Here is an 18,527-nt window from a genome sequence, read left to right as displayed (position 1 = left end):
GGCTCCCGATGAGTCAGGCTCTGGCAAACATGCCCGGCGACGGCTATTTCCGCCGTCCTCCAGTCTTCGACAATCACTCCGACCACCGCACCTACCTCAAGCATCGCCAGGCTGTCGCGCTGCGCCACTTCGCCCGCCTTGGTTTCGACCAGGACGGCCTGGCCGGACTGATCACCGTGGCCGACCCCGAACACTCCGGCACCTACTGGGCCAACCCCCTGGCCAGAGCCTTCTCCTTGGTCACGCCTGCTGACCTGATCCGTGTGGACGGCGACAGCGCCGAGACAGTGGAGGGCGACCGTCGTGTGAACGTCGCAGCGTTCAACATTCACGCCGAGATCCACAAAGCCCGCCCCGACGTACAGGCAGTGATCCATCTGCACACGGTGTACGGGCGCGCCTTCTCCGCCTTTGCGCGAAGACTGCCACCGCTGACGCAAGATGCGTGCCCGTTCTTCGAGGACCACGAAGTCTTCGACGACTACACCGGGTTGGTGCTCGCCAAGGACGACGGTCGGCGGATCGCCAAGCAACTCGGTGGACACAAGGCGATACTGCTGAAGAACCATGGCCTGGTCACCGTCGGTGAAACCCTTGATGCAGCGGCCTGGTGGTTCACGCTGCTGGACACCTGCTGCCACGTCCAACTCCTGGCGGACGCGGCAGGCAAGCCCGAACCGATCCCCGCGGACGTGGCACGCCTCACAGGCAAGCAACTCGGTTCGCACCTATTGGGCTGGAATTCCTACCAGCCCTTGCACGATGTCGCTTTGGCCCGCAATCCGGACCTCGCGCCCGGGTCCCCTGCAATGCGAGTGCAATCGCCCGCCCTCTCCGGGTAGGGCGGTCAACAGGATGTCAGCCGGGCCGGGCACAGGCCTCCGGTTCGGCGGGCCGCACCCGAACAAGAAGGAGAAGGCGCGGGTGAACACGGAAAAGCCAGGCTACGCACACGGTCTCCTCAGCCACCGGCGAGTGGGGGAACGAGAGCGTCTGCGCCTGCTTGCGGAAGTTTGCGACCCCACCACCCAGCACATCATCGAACATCTCACACTGCCGAAACGGGCTCGCTGCCTCGAACTAGGGGCAGGCGACGGTTCGATCGCCGCCTGGCTCACCCAGCACCGGCCGGGCGGACACATCGTGGCCACCGATATTGACACCGGCTTCCTCACTACACGCACGTGGCCGTCACCTGTGACGGTGTACCAACACGACCTGGTCCGGGAAGGCTTTCCGCGCGCCGCCTACGACCTCGTACATGCCCGGGCCCTCCTCACACACTTGCCTCAGCCCGAGCAGATCACCGCCAGGCTGTGTACATGGCTGACCCCCGGCGGCTGGCTGGTCATCGAGGACCCCACCTACCTGCCCCTCGGCGCCTCCCCACATCCGGAGTTCGCCTCCCTGCTCCACGGGTGTGAGCGCCTTCTCGCTCGCACCCAGGGGACTGATCACACATGGGCCAACCGGATCGCCGCCACCATGATCGACTGCGGCCTCACAGAGGTGCGTATGACTGTACGGACGGCAGTGTGCGGGAACGGAGATCCCGAGGACGACTTCTGGCGTTCTTGCTTCAACCAGGCTGCCCCCGCTCTGATCGATCAGGGCCTTCTGACCGAATCAGAGGTCGACGGTGGTCTCCATCTGATGCAGCGACCAGGCTTCCGGGACATCGCCTGGCTCTTTATCTCCTGCTGGGGCCGACGATCCACCACCGCCCACTAGGGTCTGTTGTGAAAGTGGATCTTGGTCGTGAACCGTCATGCTTTGTGGGACGTGGTGATCTGACGAACGGCCAGTGGGCCCGTCTGGAGCCGTTGCGGCCGGTGGGCAAGAAGCCGGGGCGTCCGCGGACGTGGAAAGGCGGCAGTTGATTGACGGCATACGGTGGCGGACCCGGACTGGGGCCCCTGGCGGGATGTTCCGTCGCGGTACGGGCGCCGTGGGGCCGGTCCTACGACCTGTTCCGGCGCTGGCAGCGCGACGGCACCTGGCAGCGCATCTTCGTGCAATAGCAAGCCGAAGCTGACGCGAAAGGCCTGCTCACCTGGGATGTCAGCGTGGACGCCACCGTCGCCCGCGCCCACCAGCACGCTGCCGGAGCCCGTAAAATGGGCTCTACAGAAGGAGCCTCCCGGTGGTGTCTCCATCGAGTCGGACGACCACGGCCTCGGGCGGTCGCGCGGTGGGCTGACCACCAAGCTGCACTTGGCGGTCGAGCAGGGGCAAAGCCTCTCTCGCTGGTGATCACCGCTGGTCACTGGCATGACAGTCCGCAGTTCCAACCGGTTCTCGAACGCATCCGTGTGCCGTGCACGGGTCCGGGCCGGCCACGTAGCAAGCCGGACCGGGTCCGCGCCGACAAGGCCTACGGCTCCCGTTCGAACCGGGCCTACCTCCGTAGACGGGGGATCCGGTGCACCATCCCGGAGAAGGCAGACCAGGTCAGCAACCGCAGGAGACTCGGTTCCCACGGTGGACGTCCACCGAAGTTCGACAAGGACGACTATAAGGAACGCCAAGCCGTGGAGTGCGGGATCAACCGGCTGAAACGCCACAAATCTGTGGCCACGAGGTACGACAAGCTCGCTGTCCGCTACGAAGCAACCGTGCTGGTCGCAGCCATCAACGAGTGGCTGTGACCAGTATTTTCACGCGAACAGACTGTCCCTGGCCGCCAGCGCTTCGGCCGTAAACACGCAGGACAGCGATGGTCTGAAGTCGACGGTGGCGGATCACTAGCGGCAAAGATCGGCTCGATCAGCACCCACCGAGCAACGACCCAACACCAGTGGTCCACATGAGCAGCCCCGTCTGCCTAGGTCAGATGCCTTCAAAACTGCGACACCAGGCGACGCGTCAGCGTGTCCGATTGGGGCGGGTGACGGCATCAGACATCATTGCTCTTGCCCTCGGAGAGACAATAATGGCCCGCTCCGTCGTGGGTCGCCGACCGTCCACGACGGAGCGCGTGTTGTGGGTGTGGCTGTGTCACCTTCTCCGGGAGGCGTTTATCGCCGTCTTCGGGAGTCACATCACCGTTGGAGAAGATCGATATCGGCGGGAACTGAAGTCGTTCACGCGTGCGAGTGCTCGTGCCGGCATGGAGGAGGCAGGGCCGTAGAGTGGACTCCTCGACAAGGCGGTAGGGGCAACGGCTGTGGAGATCACCGTCCAGTGGATCCGGACGACCTGGACGAAGGAATCGCGGGGCGGGGACGCTGCGGCTCGAAGGAACGCGGCCCCGGTCGGCTTCGCACTCCCGCATGAGGCGGCTCCTCTCGCGCATGTGATCCGGATGCATGAGCGCGACGGCTTCGAGCCGTATGACAGCCGGGAAGCCCTGAGCGAGGTCGATGTCCAGCTCCGTGAAGCAGATGAGCGGCTGCGGGTATTTCCCCGAGTGCAGCCGCTGTTTGCCCTGCAGCCTCGGAAGCGGCGGCCACCGGGTGTCCGGCTCGTCCCTGGCCAATGGGTCCGCTGGCAGCTCAACTATCGATTCAGCAGTGCACTGGGGATTCGGGGCTGGACGTACTGGCTGGACACGTTCAACATCGCATACGGCCCGGTGAATGCCGATGTGTTCTTGTCCGCACCCACCGTGTTCATTGATGAGCGCGGACCACTCCGGTAGTTCGAGTGGACGTGGTCACCCGATGGATCGTCCGGCCTGGGCTTTGGTCTGGGCGAGGCGGTAGGAGTCGGTGCCGGTCTCGATGATGTTGCCGCCGAAGGTGATGCGGTCGACGATGGCTGCGCAGAGCCTGGGATCGGTGGCCACAGAATTCTTTTCCTCACGCTCCGTCAGAACCTGGAAGAGGAGTTCAGGCCCCGGCGGTCGAGTTCCATGTAGCCGAGTTCATCAATGCATAAAAGATCGACGCGTCCGTAGCGGGCGATGGTCTTGGCAAGCTGCTTCTCGTCGGCGGCCTCGACCAGCTCGTTGACCAGCTTGGTCGCCAGGACGTACTTCACCTGGTATCCCTTCATCGCCGCCTCGGTCCCCAGCGCGATGAGCAGATGGGACTTGCCCGTGCCCGAGTCGCCGATCAGGCAGAGCGGGTGGCCCTTGCGGATCCATTCGCAGGTGGCGAGGGTGTTGATGGTCGCAGCGTCGATGTTGGGATTCGCGTCGTAGTCGAAGGCCCGCAGTGACTTCTCGCGCGGGAACCCGGCGGCCTTGATGCGCCGCTCCGAGCGTCGGCGGCCCGGTCGTCGCACTCGGCCAGCAGCAGCTCCGCCAGGAAGCCCCGGTAGGACATCTGTTCCTGGGACGCCGCCTCGGCGAGATCGGGGAACTGGCCGCGGATGGTGGGCAGCCGGAGCATCCGGCATGCCTGGTCGATGGCGGTGGTCGCGGCTTCCTCGGTCAGCCCGCGGTTGCGTTTGGCGTTCATGTCGCTTCTCCCTCACTCGGAACACTCCCGCCGCGCCGCCGCAGCAGCTGGTCATAGGCGGCAACCGACGGCAGCGGCCGGGTGTCGGGCGGCAGGTGGGACAGCCGCCAGTCGGCGAGAAAGGTGACGGTGGCCCGTGGCGGCCCGACCGCTCCGGGCTCTGGCGGTGGTGAGGGCATCGGCTGGTCCGGCACGTCGCCGTCGGCAACCGCTACTCGGTGCCGGTCCGGCTGATCGGCAAGACTCTCCGAGTGCTGCTGCACGCCTCCGAACTGGTGGTCTTCGACGACGGCCGGGAGGTGGCCCGGCACGAAAGACTGAGCACTCAGGGCGGCTCTCGCCTGGTCCTCGATCACTATCTGGAGGCCCTGGTCCGCAAGCCGGGCGCCTTCCCCGGGGCAACAGCTCTGGAACAGGCTCGCGCGGCCGGCCGGTTCACGCCGGTCCATGACGACTGGTGGGATGCGGCCCGCACGGCCCACGGCGGGGCAAGGAAGGCACAAAGGCCCTGATCCAGGTGCTGCTGCTGGCCCGGCACTTGAGCCACGAGCATGTGGTCGCCGGCCTCGCGGTCGCGCATGCGGGCCGGGGCGCTGACAGCGGACGCGGTCGCGCTGGTGGGTGTCGCCCTCTCCTTCACATGTAATAATAGTGTGTTCTGGGGTGAGGGCTAGATGCCATCTGACCTGCACAAATGCGGCTCATAAAGGGCTGTGGTGCTCCGTGCGGCGGTACGCGGCCGACAGCCCCCGGCCTCAGCTCAGGTCGTGCACGACGAGCCAGCACGGACCGGACAGGATCGTCAGCCCCAGAGCCCTCACGTACTCAAGCAAGGCGCCGTCCCACTGGGCGTTGACCGGAAGGGAGGGCGCTGCCCGGTACGTGTTGGGTCCGAACTCCTCGTAGCCTGTTCCGAGAATGGCGTGCTCGTCGTCGCCGACCGTGAACAGTTCCACGCGTACGTCGGCAGGGTTCCCGCTGGCAGGGCGGTGGCCCTGGGTGTCCAGCGCTTCTACCAACTCTTGCGGCGAGACCACAACGCCGTAAAACGGCGTACACGGAATGGGACACGGACATGGTTCAACCTCCCTGGCCCAGGGGCCGGTTCGGAGCGCGGGCGGCGCGTGCCGGCCCGGCCCGACGGGTGCGGTGGAGGCGGTCGGGGAGGCGCGGCGCTCACGTGGAGCGCGGGCGCCGGCTGCGCGTGTGGGCGGCCCGGATCTCGGCGTCGAAGTCCGGGTACTGCCGGGCCGTCGACGGCAGCAGCGCGTTGCGGACGTCCATGGCCCGGGTGAGGACCCCCAGTTGAGCGGGAGACAGCACCCAGGGGCCCCGCTCGTCGGCGTCCAGGACCGACAGCAGGTCCTCGGCGGTGCCGACGTCCTCGGCCTGCCGGAACACCGGGTGTGTCCGGTTGACCCGCAGCGTGAGGCTCAGGCTGGCTCCCAGGTGCGGGGCGTGGCAGCGCCGGTCGGGGGTGATCACCTGGTGGCCGTCCGGAACGGTGAGGATCTGGAGTACGCCCGCGAGCACGACGAGCCGTTCGTCGCTCTGGACGGGGAACGTCGACTCCGTCGCCGGGCTGCCGCAGGAACGGCAGCGGTAGGCGCCCGGGCTCTCGGGCTTGTAGCGGCCGCTGTGGCAGACGTGGCAGAGGATCGGAACGGGCACGGTGCACCTCCGAGCGGGCGCCCCTGTGCCGGGGCGCCCACAGGCCTGGGCGGTCAGGGCTTCACGCGGGTGACGCGGGAGGTCGGCAGGTGGACGCGCAGGAGGTCCGCGTGTGCGGGCGGGTCAAGTGCCGCGAGCCGCTGGAGCGCCTCGGTCAGCCTTGGGTCCGCGAAGTCCTCCTCGGCCATGGCCGCTTCGCCGACCGGAACCATGCGCGCCGTGGTCTCGGTGTGCCTGAGGTCTGGCATCTCCTCGGAGGGCGCAAGAGCCGCGATGAACGGGCTCCAGCCCACGGACATCCCGCCGCCCGTCCGCTGCTCCGTCGTCGTGAAGTACGCGGCCACGGCCTGCGGTCCGTCGCCCGGCTGCTCGTCGACGAAGGCCCGGACCCGGTCGACGATCACCTGTCGCCATCCATGTTCTGCGGCCTGGTCGGCGACGGTGGCCAGAGTCTCCAGGGTTTCGGGCGGAAGGCCGCGGAGCGCGGCGTGCATCAGGGGCGTGGTCGGCTCGGCCAGCAGCGCGGCCAGTTCCTCGTGTTTCATCGCCGGTGTCCTTCCGTGGCGTGGCAGTGAGGGGGCCCGTACGGCGGGGCGGCGGCCCCGCCGTACGGGGTGTTCCGCAGGACCAACAACATCAATAATAGTGTCGCTTGAGATGAAGTGAACCCGCCCCCTGACCTGCGGTTTTAGGGCCAGTCGTGCTCTCGGCGGGGCGGTAGCGGGAAGGTGAGCCGGGGGTCCATGCGCACGCAGCGCTCGCAGTAGGCCGTGACGCGGTTGGCGGTGCACTCGCCCCACTGGCACTCGAAGCGCTCACGCGGCCCGCAGATCAGGCACCGCCACAGCGTGATCCCGTGCAGCTCGCACGGCTCGTAGCGCCTGCGCGCGGGCAGCAACTCCAGAGCGGGGCGGGAGCGTTCGAGGCGGGCGACGTCGGCGGCCGGGAACGACTCGTCGCCGTCGCGTATCCAGCGGGGCGACAGCTGGGCGTACTGCTCGGGCGTGGTGTAGTACGGCTGACCTGCCGGGCTGAATACCATGGCCAGATGGCCGCCGGAGATCAGTGTCTCCAGACGGCCGTGGCCGAACTCCCCGCGCAGGGAATGCATTTCGTCCTGGCGCAGGCCCCAGCTGTACCCGTACCGGCGCAGGATCCGGCGCTCGGTGGCGGCCGTGCCCCTCTGGGCGTCGTCGAGTTCCTCGATGGCTTCGATCGCGGCAGTCGGGTTGGCGGTCAGCTCGCGTACCGAGTCCTCGGCGGCCGTGGCGGTGGGGTGGCTGCTGAGCGCGTATCCGTGGAGCTGGTCCACGACCTGGTGGCGTCCCTCGTGCTCGGCGGCGGCGTACCGGGCGTGCCGCTGCGGCTGGGTGCGCGTCGAGGCATGACGGAACTCCATCTGCGCAAGGGGCAGGGTTGTGGGGCGGCGGCCGGCTGCGTGGCGGTCAGCTCCTGGGCAGCGGCTTGTGGGCGGAGAAGACGTAGTGGCCCAGCTCGCGCAGCATGCCGGCGGTGGCGTCCACGGCTGCGGGGCCGTGGTCGGCCTGGCGGGTGTACGCCTCGATCTCGCTGTTCCAGGCGAACCCCTGGGCGGCAAGGGACTCTTTGGTGAGGGGTGTGAGGTCGTCGGAGGACTGCGGGGCGGCAACGAGTCCGTGAGCTGGGTCGGGTACGACGAGGAACACCGGGCCTCCTTCCGTGTGGGCCGCCCTGGTCGGGGCGGCCCACGGACAGGGCGGACGGGGGGTCAGCGGGTGACGGAGACGGTGTAGTCGGCTTCCAGGACGGCGAGGAGGCGCGGATGGACGCGCGGGTCTGCGCGCTCGGGACCGAGTAGCGGAAGTCCAGGGCGAGCACGGCGTCGTCCAGGTCGTCGTCAGACATCGGCAGCGTGTATCCGCTGCGGTAGAGCGCGACTGCGGTCGCGGTGGCGACACGGACGCGGTTGTAGGCGATGGCCTCTCCGGCAGTGACGTCGGTGCCGAGTGCTTCGCGCGCGGTGGGCGGCAGCGCCGCGATCCCGGCGGGGAACCGGCGGGCGGGGATACGAATGCGTGCCGGTCGCAGGGCGCGGCGCAGCGTTCGAAGCATGGCAACTCCTGGGGCTGGAAGGGAGGAAGGGAAGGGGCCGCTATGTGATGAATGGGGAACGGTCCCCGTTCACTATCAATAATAGTGTTAAATGCGAGTGGGTGAACCCACCCCTGACCTGTGCAAACGGGGAGTCGGGCGAGTCCGCGCCCGGCAGGTCAGATCTGCGGGGCGTGCACGGCCAGGGACTTCGGTGCCGCGCTGGTGTAGATGCCCTCCAGGCCGGACGGGGCGATCAGGCCCCAGGTGAAGGAGGCGGTGTCGGCGTAGAACTGCCCGCGCCGCGGATGCGGCGGGGCAAAGGCGCGCAGGGTGCCGACGCCGTAGACCTCAAGAGTGCCGTCGAGCAACGCGTCGCGCTGATCCCCGGTTACGTCCGGTCCGTACTTGTTGAACTGCTCGTCGGCGACCACGGCGACCACGGCGACCACGGCGATGACGGGGCTGAGGTCGTCCTCGACGGGGCCGAACATGCTGCGCCAGCGGGCGAGGTCGGCCATGGCCTCCGCACGGCTCGCGCGCGTGCTGAGGTAGCGCACACGGTCGCGGTGGTCGGTGAACTCGTCCGTGTCGTACAGCCACGCCTCGAACTGATGCTCCGTGTACGTCCCGACGCCGTTGTCGCGGCGGCGCAGGAACCCGAAGGGCTCGCCGTCGACGAGGACAGGGTGGCGCTCGGTGCAGAACTCGCAGGTGACGCCGACGTGACGCAGGAAGCGCTGTAGGCGGGGGAAGCGGGTGAAACGGGTCGCGCAGTTGCAGCAGGTGTATACCTCCCAGCGGGAGGGGCTCGCGACCGTGTCGTGGCGGCAACGCGGGCACTGGTAGGCCTTGTTGCTGCACCAGTCGATGACCGGCGTCGGGGTCCCTTGCACGGCAAGCTCCTGAGAAGTGGATTCGAGGGAAGGGGGCGGGCCGTCGCCCCGGCGGGCGGGATGCCGGTACGGTGCCGGCCCGGGTTCACTATCAATAATAGTGTCAGATGGGTTTGCGTGAACCCCCACCTGACCTGCTGGTTTATGGTGTGCCTGGGGCCTTTCAGTGCTGGTGGGCCGACGGCGTGGCGTTCGGCCCGAGGTTCGGCGGCACGCAGTATTCGACTCCCGACTCTGGGGGGATCGGGTCGCCGGAGTCGGTGTCGGTGCAGTAGGCGTCGAAGACCTCTCCGGCGGTGAGGGGTTCGGGGTCTCCCGCTCGCAGCCGCCAGCCGTAGACCTGGTCTGGGGTGCTCGGGGTGGTGGTCCGTATGACGAGTCCGCCGGGGCGCTGGGTTGCCAGGCCGAGGGCCAGGACCGTGGTGAATTCGAGGGCCTCGGCCTCGTCGAGCTGGCTCGCGCCGTCCGGGTCCGTATCTGCGTGCAGGACGGCGACCAGGGTTTCGGGTGCGGTCGAGACACTGCAGACGAGGTGTCGGTGGCCAGGTCGGGCCGTGTCGAGGATGCGGGCCAGCAGACCCGAGGCCCGGGTGAAGGCTGTTTGGCCGATGTCCTGGCCGCAGCAGGTGCAGGCGCCGAGCCGGGCCAGAAGTGTGGAGGCGTACTCCCAAGTGGCCTGGCGGACGGCTTCGTCGACCAGGGTCGGGATCAGGTCGGCCAGGGGCTGGCCGTCGTACGGGAGGGTCGGGCCCGTGGTGGTGAGTTCGGCGGTGAAGCGGGCGCGGCTGGACGGGCTGTCCGCGGCGAGACCGGTTTCGGTGCAGAAGTCGGCGTACTCCTCGGGGTCGAAGAGGGTGACCGTGGTGTGGGCACCCTGGGACGCGCGGCTCCTGAGGAGGTCTTCGACCGCTGCCAGGTAGGTCGCGAAGTCGGCGAAGGCGAAGGTGCGGTAGTGCCGCATGGCGCGGAAGTCGTGCTCGTCGGTGAGCAGGCCGATGGTGCCGGCGACTTCGAGGCGCGGGACGTGGTGCGCGGTCTGGTGGTCGGTGCGCGCCGTGTCTCCCGCGCACGATCGAGCAGCGTGGGGCTCGCCCTGGCTGCACTTGGAGGGCTGAGGGGTGTGGGTCACGTGCGCGCCTTCCTCGTGGGCGGGCTGAAGGGAACTGCTCGTGTCTGTAGTGTGAGTGGGAACCCTCCCCTGACCTGCGATTTCGCTGGGCGGTCCGTCCAGGTCATCGTTCGTCCTGGGTGTCGGCGGGGGCGGGGCTCCAGCGCATCCCGTCGGCGGCGAGCGAGGCGTCTGCGGGCACGGTCCCCTGAAAGTGGGCGTCGTTCGGCTCGTCCTCTTCGGCGTGGGCGTCGATCCATTCGTCGGCGGCCTGCTCGGCATTGAAGGCACGGAGCAGGTCGGCGAGAGTGTTGACTTCGGTGCAGCCGAGGCTGGTGGCGACGTCGGACGTGATGACGGTGGTGCCCCAGGCGTCGGTGAACGCGCGGGTGACGTCGGCCGGGATGCTGACGGTGTCGTCCATCTTGGCCTCCGGTGGGCGGTCGGGACCAGCGGCGGAGAGCGAGTGGTGCGCAATGGTGCGGGTCGCGCGTCCGGCCGTCGGGCAGGTGCCGTGCCTGCGAGGGGATTTGAACCCCTGTCCACCCTCAAGTGGGGCCGCTCTACCGCTGAGCTACGCAGGCTTGGGGGCCGCCGGAACGGCGGCCGGATGATGGTGGGTCAGCGCCCGGCAATCTCGCGAAGCCGCTTCAACGCGATGGGTGCCTCGGCGTACCAGAACGTCTCGCTGTGCCTCAGGCCGAGGGCTTGGGCGGCAACGTCACCGATCATGCGGCGCTCGTTGCCTCGCTCCGCGTAGACGCTGACGAGCGTGTCGTACTCGTCGCCGTCTTCGTCCAGGGCGATGACCTCTGTCTGCTGGTCGTACGGCAACTCGACGAGCGTCCAGCCGGTCAGGTGCGCCGTCCATCCGGCCGCGCACAACTGGGAGCCGCACGCGGGAGCCTTCTTGGGGGCCAGGCTGATCATGTCGGGCAGAAGTGCCCAGTGGTCCATGTTGAAGGCGTCGGGCCGGGTCTCGATCGCGTCCAGCACGGCAGATGCCACCTCGGCGGGGGTCGCGGGGTGTGGGGTGGCCATGGCGTCGGTCATTGCAACTCCAATTGTGGGCAACGGTGTTGGCGTGGTGCTGGTGGGATTCGAACCCACGGCCTCAGGACTTATAAGATCCGCGCTCTGGCCAGCTGAGCTACAGCACCTCGGTATTCGGTTGTGTGGGCCGCGCCCCGGCCGAGCGGGCGCGGCGCTGGTTGGCGGCCGGGCCCGAGGAGTTGCCCCAGTCGCCGTCTGTTGGTCAGTGCGTGCAGGCGCCCTAAAAGACACTATTATTAGTAGTGCGAGGAGGGTGTGGGAACCCACCCCTGACCTGCTCTTTTCGCTCCTGTGACGCCTGGGCGAGTGCGGCCAGCATAGAGATCACAGTGCTGGGGCGGCCGGATGCTTCGACCTGCACAGACTTCCCGGAAGCTCCGACAACTGCGCACACACTGTCGACCGGGACGGAGCCGCGCTCCCCGGGCGGCCGGGTGTCGTGCTGCCAGATGATCCGGGTGTGCCGGTACTGCTCCTCGATGCGGGCGCCGGGCAGTGCGCCGGCCACGGCCTCGGCGACGGCGCGGCGGCCGCTCTCCTCCGCCTGCTGACGGGCGGCGAGTTCGGCGGCCCGCGCGGCCTCGGCGTGCATCGGAAGCAGCCGCCGGGTGATCTCGCGTGCCACGTGACGCGCGGTGCTGGCCGTGACCCCGATCGACGGTGCGGTGATCCTGGTCTCGTCCGGCGGTGTGGCGTAGATCTTCAGACGGTCCGGGCGGCGGTCGTCGGGTTGGCGCAAGCGCAGGGCGCGGCCGTCGCCGTCGATGATGAGCCGTCCCAAACCGAGCCCGTAGCCGGTGAGTTCGGCTGTCCGGCAGTGCGTACCCAACTCCCGTGCCACCTCGGCGGCGAACGCGTCCACCTGCTCCTGTGTGGTCAACTCGCGTGTCATGGCGGTCTGTTCACTCCTTCGGCTGGCTGCTGGGTGTGCTCGGCGCGGGGTTCCTCGCGCTCTGGTCGCGGAGCTCGGCGTCACGGCGTGCGTCGTCGGCGGTGTAGCCGGTGTCGCACCACGTCCGGCACAGCTGGCCTGCGGGTGCGCCGCACGTCTCGCACCGGTCGTCGAAGTCCTCCGGACGCCAAGGGCGCAGCTGGCCGCTCACGCGGGGAGCTCTCGGATGCGGTCGGCCGGGGCCCGGGCGGACATGTCGGGGCTCTGGTGGCGCGGGGCGGTGCACGCGGCCTGTGGGGTCAGGGGGCGGTGGTCCACAGCGGGAGGCCGGCGGCGGTGCGGGCACTGATGCCCGGGCGCACTGAAACGTCGCGGTAGTCGGACACCCGCACGTAGCCGCCCCGCTCGATGTCGATGCGGACCGGGGCGCCCTCCCATTTCCACTGCTCGATGAGTTCTGCGGGGAGGTTCTCGACGTCGTCGGCCTCCACCTGCACGGCCCAGGCGGTCAGCTCCTCGCCGTACTCGTGCCGCCACTCCTTCAGGACGGTGAAGAGGTGGGCGAAGTCGTCGACCAGGGCCAGGGCGCGCGCCTGGTCGGGGGCGGGGTCCTCGGCATAGGTCGGCGCGTCGGGGCGGGTGCGCTCACCGAGGCTCATCAGCCAACGCATCATCAGATCAACTCCCTCGTCGGGCGGGCGGGGCGGTGGGTGAGGGGCGGTGCGTCAGGAGTACCCGGACGCTTCGGGCCTGCGGTAGCGGTACAGGAAGCGCGTGGCCCGGGGTGCGAGAGGGGGCGGGACGGTCTGTGTCGCCCCCTCTCGCACTACTGATAATAGTGTCTACTGGGGTGGTGTGAACCCCTCCCCTGACCTGCGCATTCGTCCGAGCGTCAGGAGGCGCCGACCAGGGCCGGACGGAGGCCGCGCGGGCGCCTGCGCTGCTGAGCACGCAGGGAGTCGGCCTCACTCTGGGCGCGGCTGGCGCGCTCGCGCTCTTCGGCGGCCGCATCGACGCAGTAGGGGGCCCACCACTGCTTGACGTCGACGGTGCGGGCCAGGGAGTTGGGCAACACCGAGTAGGGGAGATCGGCCAGCATCAGCAACAGGACCGGGTGCGGGCACGTGGTGTACCACCGTGCGATGGTCCACCAGGCGGATACGGCGGTTCGCCGCGCGGGGTGGGCGTCGTGGGCCTCCCGCTCGTAGCGGGCGGCTTCGGCCTGGTGGTGGGAGGCAGACCAGGTGAGGAAGCGCAGCAGGCCGGGGGTGTCGCGCTGCCGGGAGGTCTCCAGGATCGCGGGCAGGTCGGCGCGCTGTTCGACGTGCTCGGCACACCCGCGCAGGACGGCGGTGAGTACGGCTTCCGTCTTCTCCGACGGCGGGTGATCCGCGGCGGACAGGATCGGGTGCACCGAGACCTCGGGGCGGTCGGTGTTGTCGCGGTAGAGGGTCAGGCTGCCGCGGTAGCCGGTGCGGCTGCGGGCGAGCCGCGGGAGGGCATCGTCGGGGGCGGTGGTCTCGAAGGCGTTCACGGGGCCGAGACAGGCGCGGACGCCGGTGAACTGGTCCCAGTGGTGGGGGTGGGTGGTGCCGGTGACGTGCACGCTGCCGTGCATCGCCCCGCCCAGCTCGAACACGACGGCGTCGGCGTCGCGGGGGCCGGCGGTGGCGCGCACGGGGCCGGCGGGCGTGTCGATGGTCAGGCTCGGGCTGGTCATGGGCTGGGGCTCCTCGGTGCTCGACTGGGTGGGCTGGGGGCCTGCCGCGCCGCGCTCGCCGAAGGGGAGGGTGCGGGCGTCGGGGCGGCAGTCGGCCAGTGGCGCGCTGGCCGGGCGGCCGTCCACGCCCCGTACCGGGGAGGGGCGTGGACGGCGTCTGTGGGGGCTACTCCTGGGGCGGCTTGTGGCGGCGAAGGTTGTCCCGTTCGGTGACACCGATCGAGGTGCGGCCGCACGGGCATCCGGCGTAGCTGCGGCCGTGCAGGTGGAAGTACTTCGGTCCGGTGTTCTTGGCGTTGACGGCGCGGATGGTGCCGGGGACCGGGGCGGTGTTGGTGCAGTAGCCATCCGGCGTAGTGGCGGGCTTGACGCTCATGAGTGCTCTCCCAGGGGGCGATGCAGGACGGGGGCGGCGTGGACCCGGTGGGGCGCGGCGTCATCGGCGGCGGCGTCCTGGAGTACGGCCGTGTCCATGGGGTGCAGCCATCCGGCCCGGACCTCCCAGCCGCACGCGCGCGGTGGATCGTCGGCGGTCGTGGCGATCAGGACGGCGTCATGGACGGTGCTGTGCTCCAGGGCGAACGTCAGCAGCACGAAGAACTTCGCGTACTCCTTGTCGGAGTCGGTCACGCGCAACGAACCCGGTTCGGCGGACACGGTGAGGTCGGCGGTCAGTTCCGCGCCGTTCGTGTGGTCGGCCGTGATGTTGAGCTCGTGGTTCCCCTCGCCGAGGGACGGGAGCAATGCGTTCAGCGCGTGCAGGGCGCGGCCCATGGCGTACGCCGTGGCATCGGGCCGTGGAAGCTCGGGCTCAGGCATGCGGGTTCTCCTCGTCGGTGTCGGGGAGCTGGGGGAGTACGGGGGCGGGGTAGACCTTGCGCAGGACGGCGGGGACGTCCCGGCGTGGGATGACGGCGAGCTGGAGGTCGGCTGCGTCCATGGGGTGAAGCCACCCGTCGTGCACGGTCCAGCCGCACGCGCGGGGGTTGGGCTCGGCGGCCGTGGTGGCGACCAGGACGGCGCTGCGCATGGTGCTGCCCTCCAGTGCGAACACCAGCAGGGCGCGCAGGGCGCAGAACTCGTCTTCGTCCAGTACGGCGAGGCGGATCGGCTCGGTGCCGATGGAGAGATCGGTTCGACCCGTGAGGAACGCGTCGTCGGTCCGCTCGGCCACGAGGTTGAGCGTGTGTTCGCCGTCTCCGAGTGCCTGGAACACGGCGGTGAGGGCGGTCAGGGTGCGGCTCATGGCGGCTGCGATGGCGTCGTCTCCGGGGTGGGTGAGCTCCGGGCGTGCAGACATGAGGGCTCCTTGCGGGAAGGGGGCGGTGGGCGGTGGGCGCCGGAGGCCGGCCGCACTGCCCTCCTGGGCGCAGTGGGTGTCTTCTGGGCGCGCGGTCTGCTCCGCCGACGCGTCGCGCTGCCGCTACGCGGCAAGGGCGGGGCGGGCGCGCTCCGCGCTCCGCGCTCCCTGAGGGGCTGGGGCGCGCGCTCCGCGCTGGGAGGGTCGGGCCCGTGCGGGCTGGGGGAGTTGCCCAGCCCGCACGGGGGTCTGTCAGCCGTGCGCGGCGGCGGCCGTGAGGGCGGGAACCGCGAGCGCTTCGAGGGCGGCGGCCTGGTCGGCGTCGGTGAGCGTCTGCGCGGTGGACGTAACGGCCTGCATCACGCCCCCGGCGGTCATCTGGCCACCCCGGATGAAGTGGGCAAGGATCATGTCCTTCGCCTCGGTGCCGATGCTGAGCGACTTGGTGACGTGCTCGATCGCCTTCGTCGGCTCCTCCAGCGTCTTCCCGGCGGCGGCCTCCATCTCGTACACCTTCGCCTCGACGTACTCCTGTGACAGGAAGGTGCGCACGGCGTCGCTGGTCTTGGAGGTGATCAGCTCCAGCGTCTTGCGCTGGGTCTGGCCGGACCAGGACACAACACCCTCGTCCTGCTTGCCCCCGAGGTGAACGGCGCGCATGACGTCCTTGGTCATGGTCAGACCGTTGCGGCAGACCTGGATGACCGCGCGCGGGGTGATGGTGTACGCCCCGCAACCGACTTCGCTGTTGCTGATGACGAAACCGGCGGAGATCATCGGGAGTTCGTCACCGCTGCGGCCGTCGAACGGGGAGCGGTAGCCGCGCAGCAGGCTGCGGGCCTGGATCGCGACCGCTTCGGACTCGACGCGCACATACATGCGCCGGTCGGTGAGGTCGCACCCCGTGACGCGGGTCGGGTGGCCGGACTGCTGCACTCCGTCCAGGGCGGCCAGCAGCATGTCAAGGTTGTCCATCAGCTTGTAGCTGTCGGACAGCCACGCGCGGGCCACGCCCTCGCCGGGCGTCGTGCCGGGCGCGTTCTCGCCCCGGAACGCGCGGAGCATGAACCGGCGCCCCGGCTCCTCACGCAGCCACGCGTTGACGTTCTCGTCCAGCAGCGGGACGTTTTCCGCGCGCATACGGCGCAGGTAGGCCAGCGGGATGCGGAGCTTGTCCGAGATCCCCTCGTCGGCAACGGCGGTCGGCCGATAGATGCCGTCGACGTCCGTCACACCGTCTTCCGTGATCTGCGACTCGACGCCTTCGACGTGAACGTTTCCCTCACGCATCCGCAGCGCGGACGCGGGGGCGATGACGTCCAGCTTGCGGCGCTGTCCGTCCTCCAGGATGCGGACCAGGTCGGACAGGTCGGCGTTGCGGGCACCGGTGGGGGCTACGTTCGTAGCGCGCTCGGTGAACTGCTGAGTCATGCGGTGTTTCCCCTTCGCTGTTGGTCTCTGCGGGTTCGGGGGCGGAGCCACCACCCCCGAACAACTCCAATACTAGTGTTTCTTAGGAATGAGTGAACCCACCCCTGACCTGCACACTTAGCCTTAGGCGCGGTACTCGCGTACCGGTGTCAGGCTCTGTCGCCGCACGTTCCTGACCACCGTCTCGGGCACACCCCCGCGCATCTTGCACAGGTCGTAGCGCAGCGTGGGGGCTGAACCGAACGGTTCGGCGTGCGCGTGGATCGCCTGCACCCAGTAGCGGCCGTGAGCCTGCGTCAGGCTGCCGTGATACAGGACCTTTTGCCACAGGACCGGGCCGGACTGCCACGGAACCAACGTCCGCGCCACCTGGACCGCGAGTTGGTCCGCCACGCGCTCGGACAGCACGGCGGCGAACGCGGCGTCGACCGTCTCCGGGTCAACCGGCACGTCGGCCATGGCCGGGCCGGTGTGACCGGTCCGCACACCTACAGCCCAACCCAGCTCGAAGAACGGACGGACCCTAGCCAGCTGATCGGGCGACACCCGCAGCGCGCCCGGGTCCCTCTCGCTGCACGCCAACTCCCGTAGCGCGTGCTCGGCCTGCTCCTGCTCGGAGTCCGTGAGCGGGGCTCCGGCCCTCTCGTCCTGCTCGGCAATCCGTGTGTTCTCCATGACCTTCCTCTCTCTCGGGGAATTCCGGGTGAGACGGGGGCACCCTGCACGGGTGCCCCCGTGCGGACTACTTCAGGAAGCCGCTCGCCCGGAGGAAATCGGCTGTGATGTGCGCGATTCCTTGGGGCTGGTAGGTCTGAGGGAATCGCCGCAATTCAACCTCCATGCGCCCCGCCTTGTCCGGGTCGATGAATTCTTGAACCAGACGGTAAGGCTCCTCACCCATCGGCATTTCCAGGACGACCGGTCCGACGGCCTTGGTCTCGAACCGAATTCCGGTGTAACTCCGGTCGGAGTTGTGCACGATCCTGGCACCTGCTCGCCTGCACAGTAGGGGCAGGAAGTTTGCGATCGTGCGGGCTTGGATTGCAAGAGCGGTCATGGGCGCGTCCGCACCGCGTACTTGGCGCACGATCCCGTCCGAGATCTGGAGTTCCATGTCTTTCCCCTTTGGTTGGTCCCTTGCGGTTCCTGAGGGTCGCCTCCCTCAGGACTTCAAATAATAGTGTCTAACCCGGTCGATTGGAACCCCTGTTGCGCTACGGGTTGCGCTGGATGTTGCGCCATGGTGTTGCGGTAGAGGTTCCGCTGGGTGTTGCGGGGCTCGATTCCGGTGCTCGGTGTCGCCGCTGGTCACCCCAACAATCAAGCCTGGTACGCCTGCTGACATCCCCTCTGCGGCCGCTGCTCCCTGCCCAAGTAGAAGAAGAGGGAGGGTGTGGGTGTGGTCGGTGCGGCGGCGTCGGGGATCGGGGCGGGGTTGTCCCTGTCTTGCGCGTCGGCCTGGGGCCTCCGCGCGCCTTGGTGGCCGGACGGGGCCGGGTGGGGCCGGGTGGGGCCGGGTGGGGCCGGGTGGGGCCGGACGCGGGGTGTCCGGGGTAGTGGGGTCGAGCCGGTACCTCGTCCATCTCCTTCTGCCGGAGGCAGCCCCAACCCTCCACCCCTCCACACAGGCAACCTGGCCCCGGAGGGGCCTTGGTTGGGTACCCCCGCTATTCCATGCTTTACTTTCTTCTACCAAATACCAATCAAATACCCCCGGTTTTAAGGGAATCGGAGATTCCTCCTAAAACCAGCCCTACACAAAGGGATATGACGATCCCTCAACTCAAACCCCAACACCCCAACCCCACAACAAAACACCCCACCCTTCTTTCCGTGCCGGAGGCACGCCCCATACCCATCTTTTCCGTGCCGGAGGCACGCACGTTGGGAAATGGCCGGAGGCCAATTTCCCAACGCCCCGCCGGAGGCGGGCAATTCGCGCGGGGACGCGCGAAACGAGCGAAGCGAGTATTCGGCTGCCGG

At 68.8% G+C, this 18,527-nt stretch carries 24 protein-coding genes, 2 tRNA genes and 1 pseudogene; 5 read left to right on the top strand and 22 right to left on the bottom strand.

Going from position 1 to position 18,527, the window contains the following annotated elements; translation table 11 throughout:
• The first annotated feature begins 8 nt into the window (after positions 1-8).
• The 4 genes from OG254_RS00135 (at position 9) to OG254_RS00120 (ending at position 3,640) form a co-directional block, all read left to right on the top strand.
• Positions 9-842: a class II aldolase/adducin family protein gene (locus OG254_RS00135; RefSeq protein WP_405576146.1), complete on the top strand. Its 834-nt coding sequence runs from the start codon at positions 9-11 to the stop codon at positions 840-842.
• A gap of 82 nt (positions 843-924) precedes the next feature.
• On the top strand, positions 925-1,731 hold the full coding sequence (locus OG254_RS00130) for a class I SAM-dependent methyltransferase (RefSeq protein WP_405576143.1): 807 nt from the start codon (positions 925-927) through the stop codon (positions 1,729-1,731).
• A gap of 335 nt (positions 1,732-2,066) precedes the next feature.
• Positions 2,067-2,648 (top strand): transposase, encoded by a 582-nt coding sequence (locus OG254_RS00125; RefSeq protein WP_405576141.1) that lies wholly within the window; start codon positions 2,067-2,069, stop codon positions 2,646-2,648.
• Positions 2,649-3,166: 518 nt separating this feature from the next.
• A complete protein-coding gene (locus tag OG254_RS00120) occupies positions 3,167-3,640 on the top strand; it encodes a hypothetical protein (protein WP_405576138.1) in 474 nt (157 codons plus the stop codon).
• A 15-nt stretch (positions 3,641-3,655) separates the two neighbouring features.
• Here the strand turns inward: OG254_RS00120 and istB are convergent.
• Positions 3,656-4,403 (bottom strand): annotated as a pseudogene (gene istB, locus OG254_RS00115) (IS21-like element helper ATPase IstB).
• Between the two features lie 182 nt (positions 4,404-4,585).
• Between istB and OG254_RS00110 the strand changes: the two are divergent.
• Positions 4,586-4,915, top strand: coding sequence for a Mu transposase domain-containing protein (locus tag OG254_RS00110; protein WP_405594751.1), 330 nt, complete (start codon positions 4,586-4,588; stop codon positions 4,913-4,915).
• A gap of 243 nt (positions 4,916-5,158) precedes the next feature.
• Here the strand turns inward: OG254_RS00110 and OG254_RS00105 are convergent, their stop codons facing one another.
• The 21 genes from OG254_RS00105 to OG254_RS00005 form a co-directional block, all read right to left on the bottom strand.
• Entirely contained in the window at positions 5,159-5,359 is a 201-nt protein-coding gene (locus tag OG254_RS00105) for a hypothetical protein (RefSeq protein WP_405576135.1), read from the bottom strand.
• 220 nt (positions 5,360-5,579) lie between these two features.
• Positions 5,580-6,074, bottom strand: a complete 495-nt coding sequence (locus OG254_RS00100; protein WP_405576132.1) for a hypothetical protein — start codon at positions 6,072-6,074, stop codon at positions 5,580-5,582.
• A gap of 53 nt (positions 6,075-6,127) precedes the next feature.
• On the bottom strand, positions 6,128-6,619 hold the full coding sequence (locus tag OG254_RS00095) for a hypothetical protein (RefSeq protein ID WP_405576129.1): 492 nt from the start codon (positions 6,617-6,619) through the stop codon (positions 6,128-6,130).
• A gap of 143 nt (positions 6,620-6,762) precedes the next feature.
• A complete protein-coding gene (locus OG254_RS00090; RefSeq protein ID WP_405576126.1) occupies positions 6,763-7,473 on the bottom strand; it encodes a hypothetical protein in 711 nt (236 codons plus the stop codon).
• Positions 7,474-7,519: 46 nt separating this feature from the next.
• A complete protein-coding gene (locus tag OG254_RS00085) occupies positions 7,520-7,759 on the bottom strand; it encodes a hypothetical protein (RefSeq protein WP_405576123.1) in 240 nt (79 codons plus the stop codon).
• Between the two features lie 564 nt (positions 7,760-8,323).
• The gene (locus OG254_RS00080) at positions 8,324-9,040 is read right to left on the bottom strand and encodes a hypothetical protein (RefSeq protein WP_405576120.1); all 717 of its coding nucleotides are present in this window, start codon (positions 9,038-9,040) and stop codon (positions 8,324-8,326) included.
• A gap of 163 nt (positions 9,041-9,203) precedes the next feature.
• A complete protein-coding gene (locus tag OG254_RS00075) occupies positions 9,204-10,037 on the bottom strand; it encodes a hypothetical protein (RefSeq protein ID WP_405594749.1) in 834 nt (277 codons plus the stop codon).
• Positions 10,038-10,272: 235 nt separating this feature from the next.
• Positions 10,273-10,572: a hypothetical protein gene (locus tag OG254_RS00070; protein WP_405576117.1), complete on the bottom strand. Its 300-nt coding sequence runs from the start codon at positions 10,570-10,572 to the stop codon at positions 10,273-10,275.
• A 91-nt stretch (positions 10,573-10,663) separates the two neighbouring features.
• A tRNA-OTHER gene (locus tag OG254_RS00065) sits at positions 10,664-10,732 on the bottom strand.
• A 37-nt stretch (positions 10,733-10,769) separates the two neighbouring features.
• Positions 10,770-11,201 carry a hypothetical protein gene (locus tag OG254_RS00060; protein ID WP_405576114.1) on the bottom strand — a complete coding sequence of 144 codons (432 nt, stop codon included), beginning with the start codon at positions 11,199-11,201 and terminating at the stop codon, positions 10,770-10,772.
• Between the two features lie 32 nt (positions 11,202-11,233).
• Positions 11,234-11,308, bottom strand: a tRNA-Ile gene (locus OG254_RS00055).
• 113 nt (positions 11,309-11,421) lie between these two features.
• Positions 11,422-12,093 (bottom strand): hypothetical protein, encoded by a 672-nt coding sequence (locus tag OG254_RS00050; RefSeq protein ID WP_405576111.1) that lies wholly within the window; start codon positions 12,091-12,093, stop codon positions 11,422-11,424.
• A 10-nt stretch (positions 12,094-12,103) separates the two neighbouring features.
• Positions 12,104-12,304, bottom strand: coding sequence for a hypothetical protein (locus tag OG254_RS00045; protein ID WP_405576108.1), 201 nt, complete (start codon positions 12,302-12,304; stop codon positions 12,104-12,106).
• An 88-nt stretch (positions 12,305-12,392) separates the two neighbouring features.
• Positions 12,393-12,767: a hypothetical protein gene (locus OG254_RS00040; protein ID WP_405576105.1), complete on the bottom strand. Its 375-nt coding sequence runs from the start codon at positions 12,765-12,767 to the stop codon at positions 12,393-12,395.
• Between the two features lie 218 nt (positions 12,768-12,985).
• Positions 12,986-13,939, bottom strand: a complete 954-nt coding sequence (locus OG254_RS00035; RefSeq protein ID WP_405576102.1) for a hypothetical protein — start codon at positions 13,937-13,939, stop codon at positions 12,986-12,988.
• A gap of 40 nt (positions 13,940-13,979) precedes the next feature.
• On the bottom strand, positions 13,980-14,189 hold the full coding sequence (locus OG254_RS00030; RefSeq protein WP_405576099.1) for a hypothetical protein: 210 nt from the start codon (positions 14,187-14,189) through the stop codon (positions 13,980-13,982).
• Positions 14,186-14,632 (bottom strand): hypothetical protein, encoded by a 447-nt coding sequence (locus OG254_RS00025; RefSeq protein WP_405576096.1) that lies wholly within the window; start codon positions 14,630-14,632, stop codon positions 14,186-14,188. Before OG254_RS00025 ends, OG254_RS00030 begins: the two co-directional genes overlap by 4 nt.
• Positions 14,625-15,113 (bottom strand): hypothetical protein, encoded by a 489-nt coding sequence (locus OG254_RS00020; RefSeq protein ID WP_405576093.1) that lies wholly within the window; start codon positions 15,111-15,113, stop codon positions 14,625-14,627. Before OG254_RS00020 ends, OG254_RS00025 begins: the two co-directional genes overlap by 8 nt.
• Before the next feature lie 252 nt (positions 15,114-15,365).
• On the bottom strand, positions 15,366-16,544 hold the full coding sequence (locus OG254_RS00015; RefSeq protein ID WP_405576090.1) for a DUF932 domain-containing protein: 1,179 nt from the start codon (positions 16,542-16,544) through the stop codon (positions 15,366-15,368).
• 123 nt (positions 16,545-16,667) lie between these two features.
• On the bottom strand, positions 16,668-17,219 hold the full coding sequence (locus OG254_RS00010) for a hypothetical protein (protein WP_405576088.1): 552 nt from the start codon (positions 17,217-17,219) through the stop codon (positions 16,668-16,670).
• 67 nt (positions 17,220-17,286) lie between these two features.
• Positions 17,287-17,658 (bottom strand): hypothetical protein, encoded by a 372-nt coding sequence (locus OG254_RS00005; protein WP_405576085.1) that lies wholly within the window; start codon positions 17,656-17,658, stop codon positions 17,287-17,289.
• Positions 17,659-18,527: the final 869 nt, after the last annotated feature.

It is taken from the genome of Streptomyces sp. NBC_01092, from assembly GCF_045039535.1.
Taxonomy (GTDB): domain Bacteria; phylum Actinomycetota; class Actinomycetes; order Streptomycetales; family Streptomycetaceae; genus Streptomyces.
This window is presented reverse-complemented; position numbering and strand designations above follow the sequence as displayed.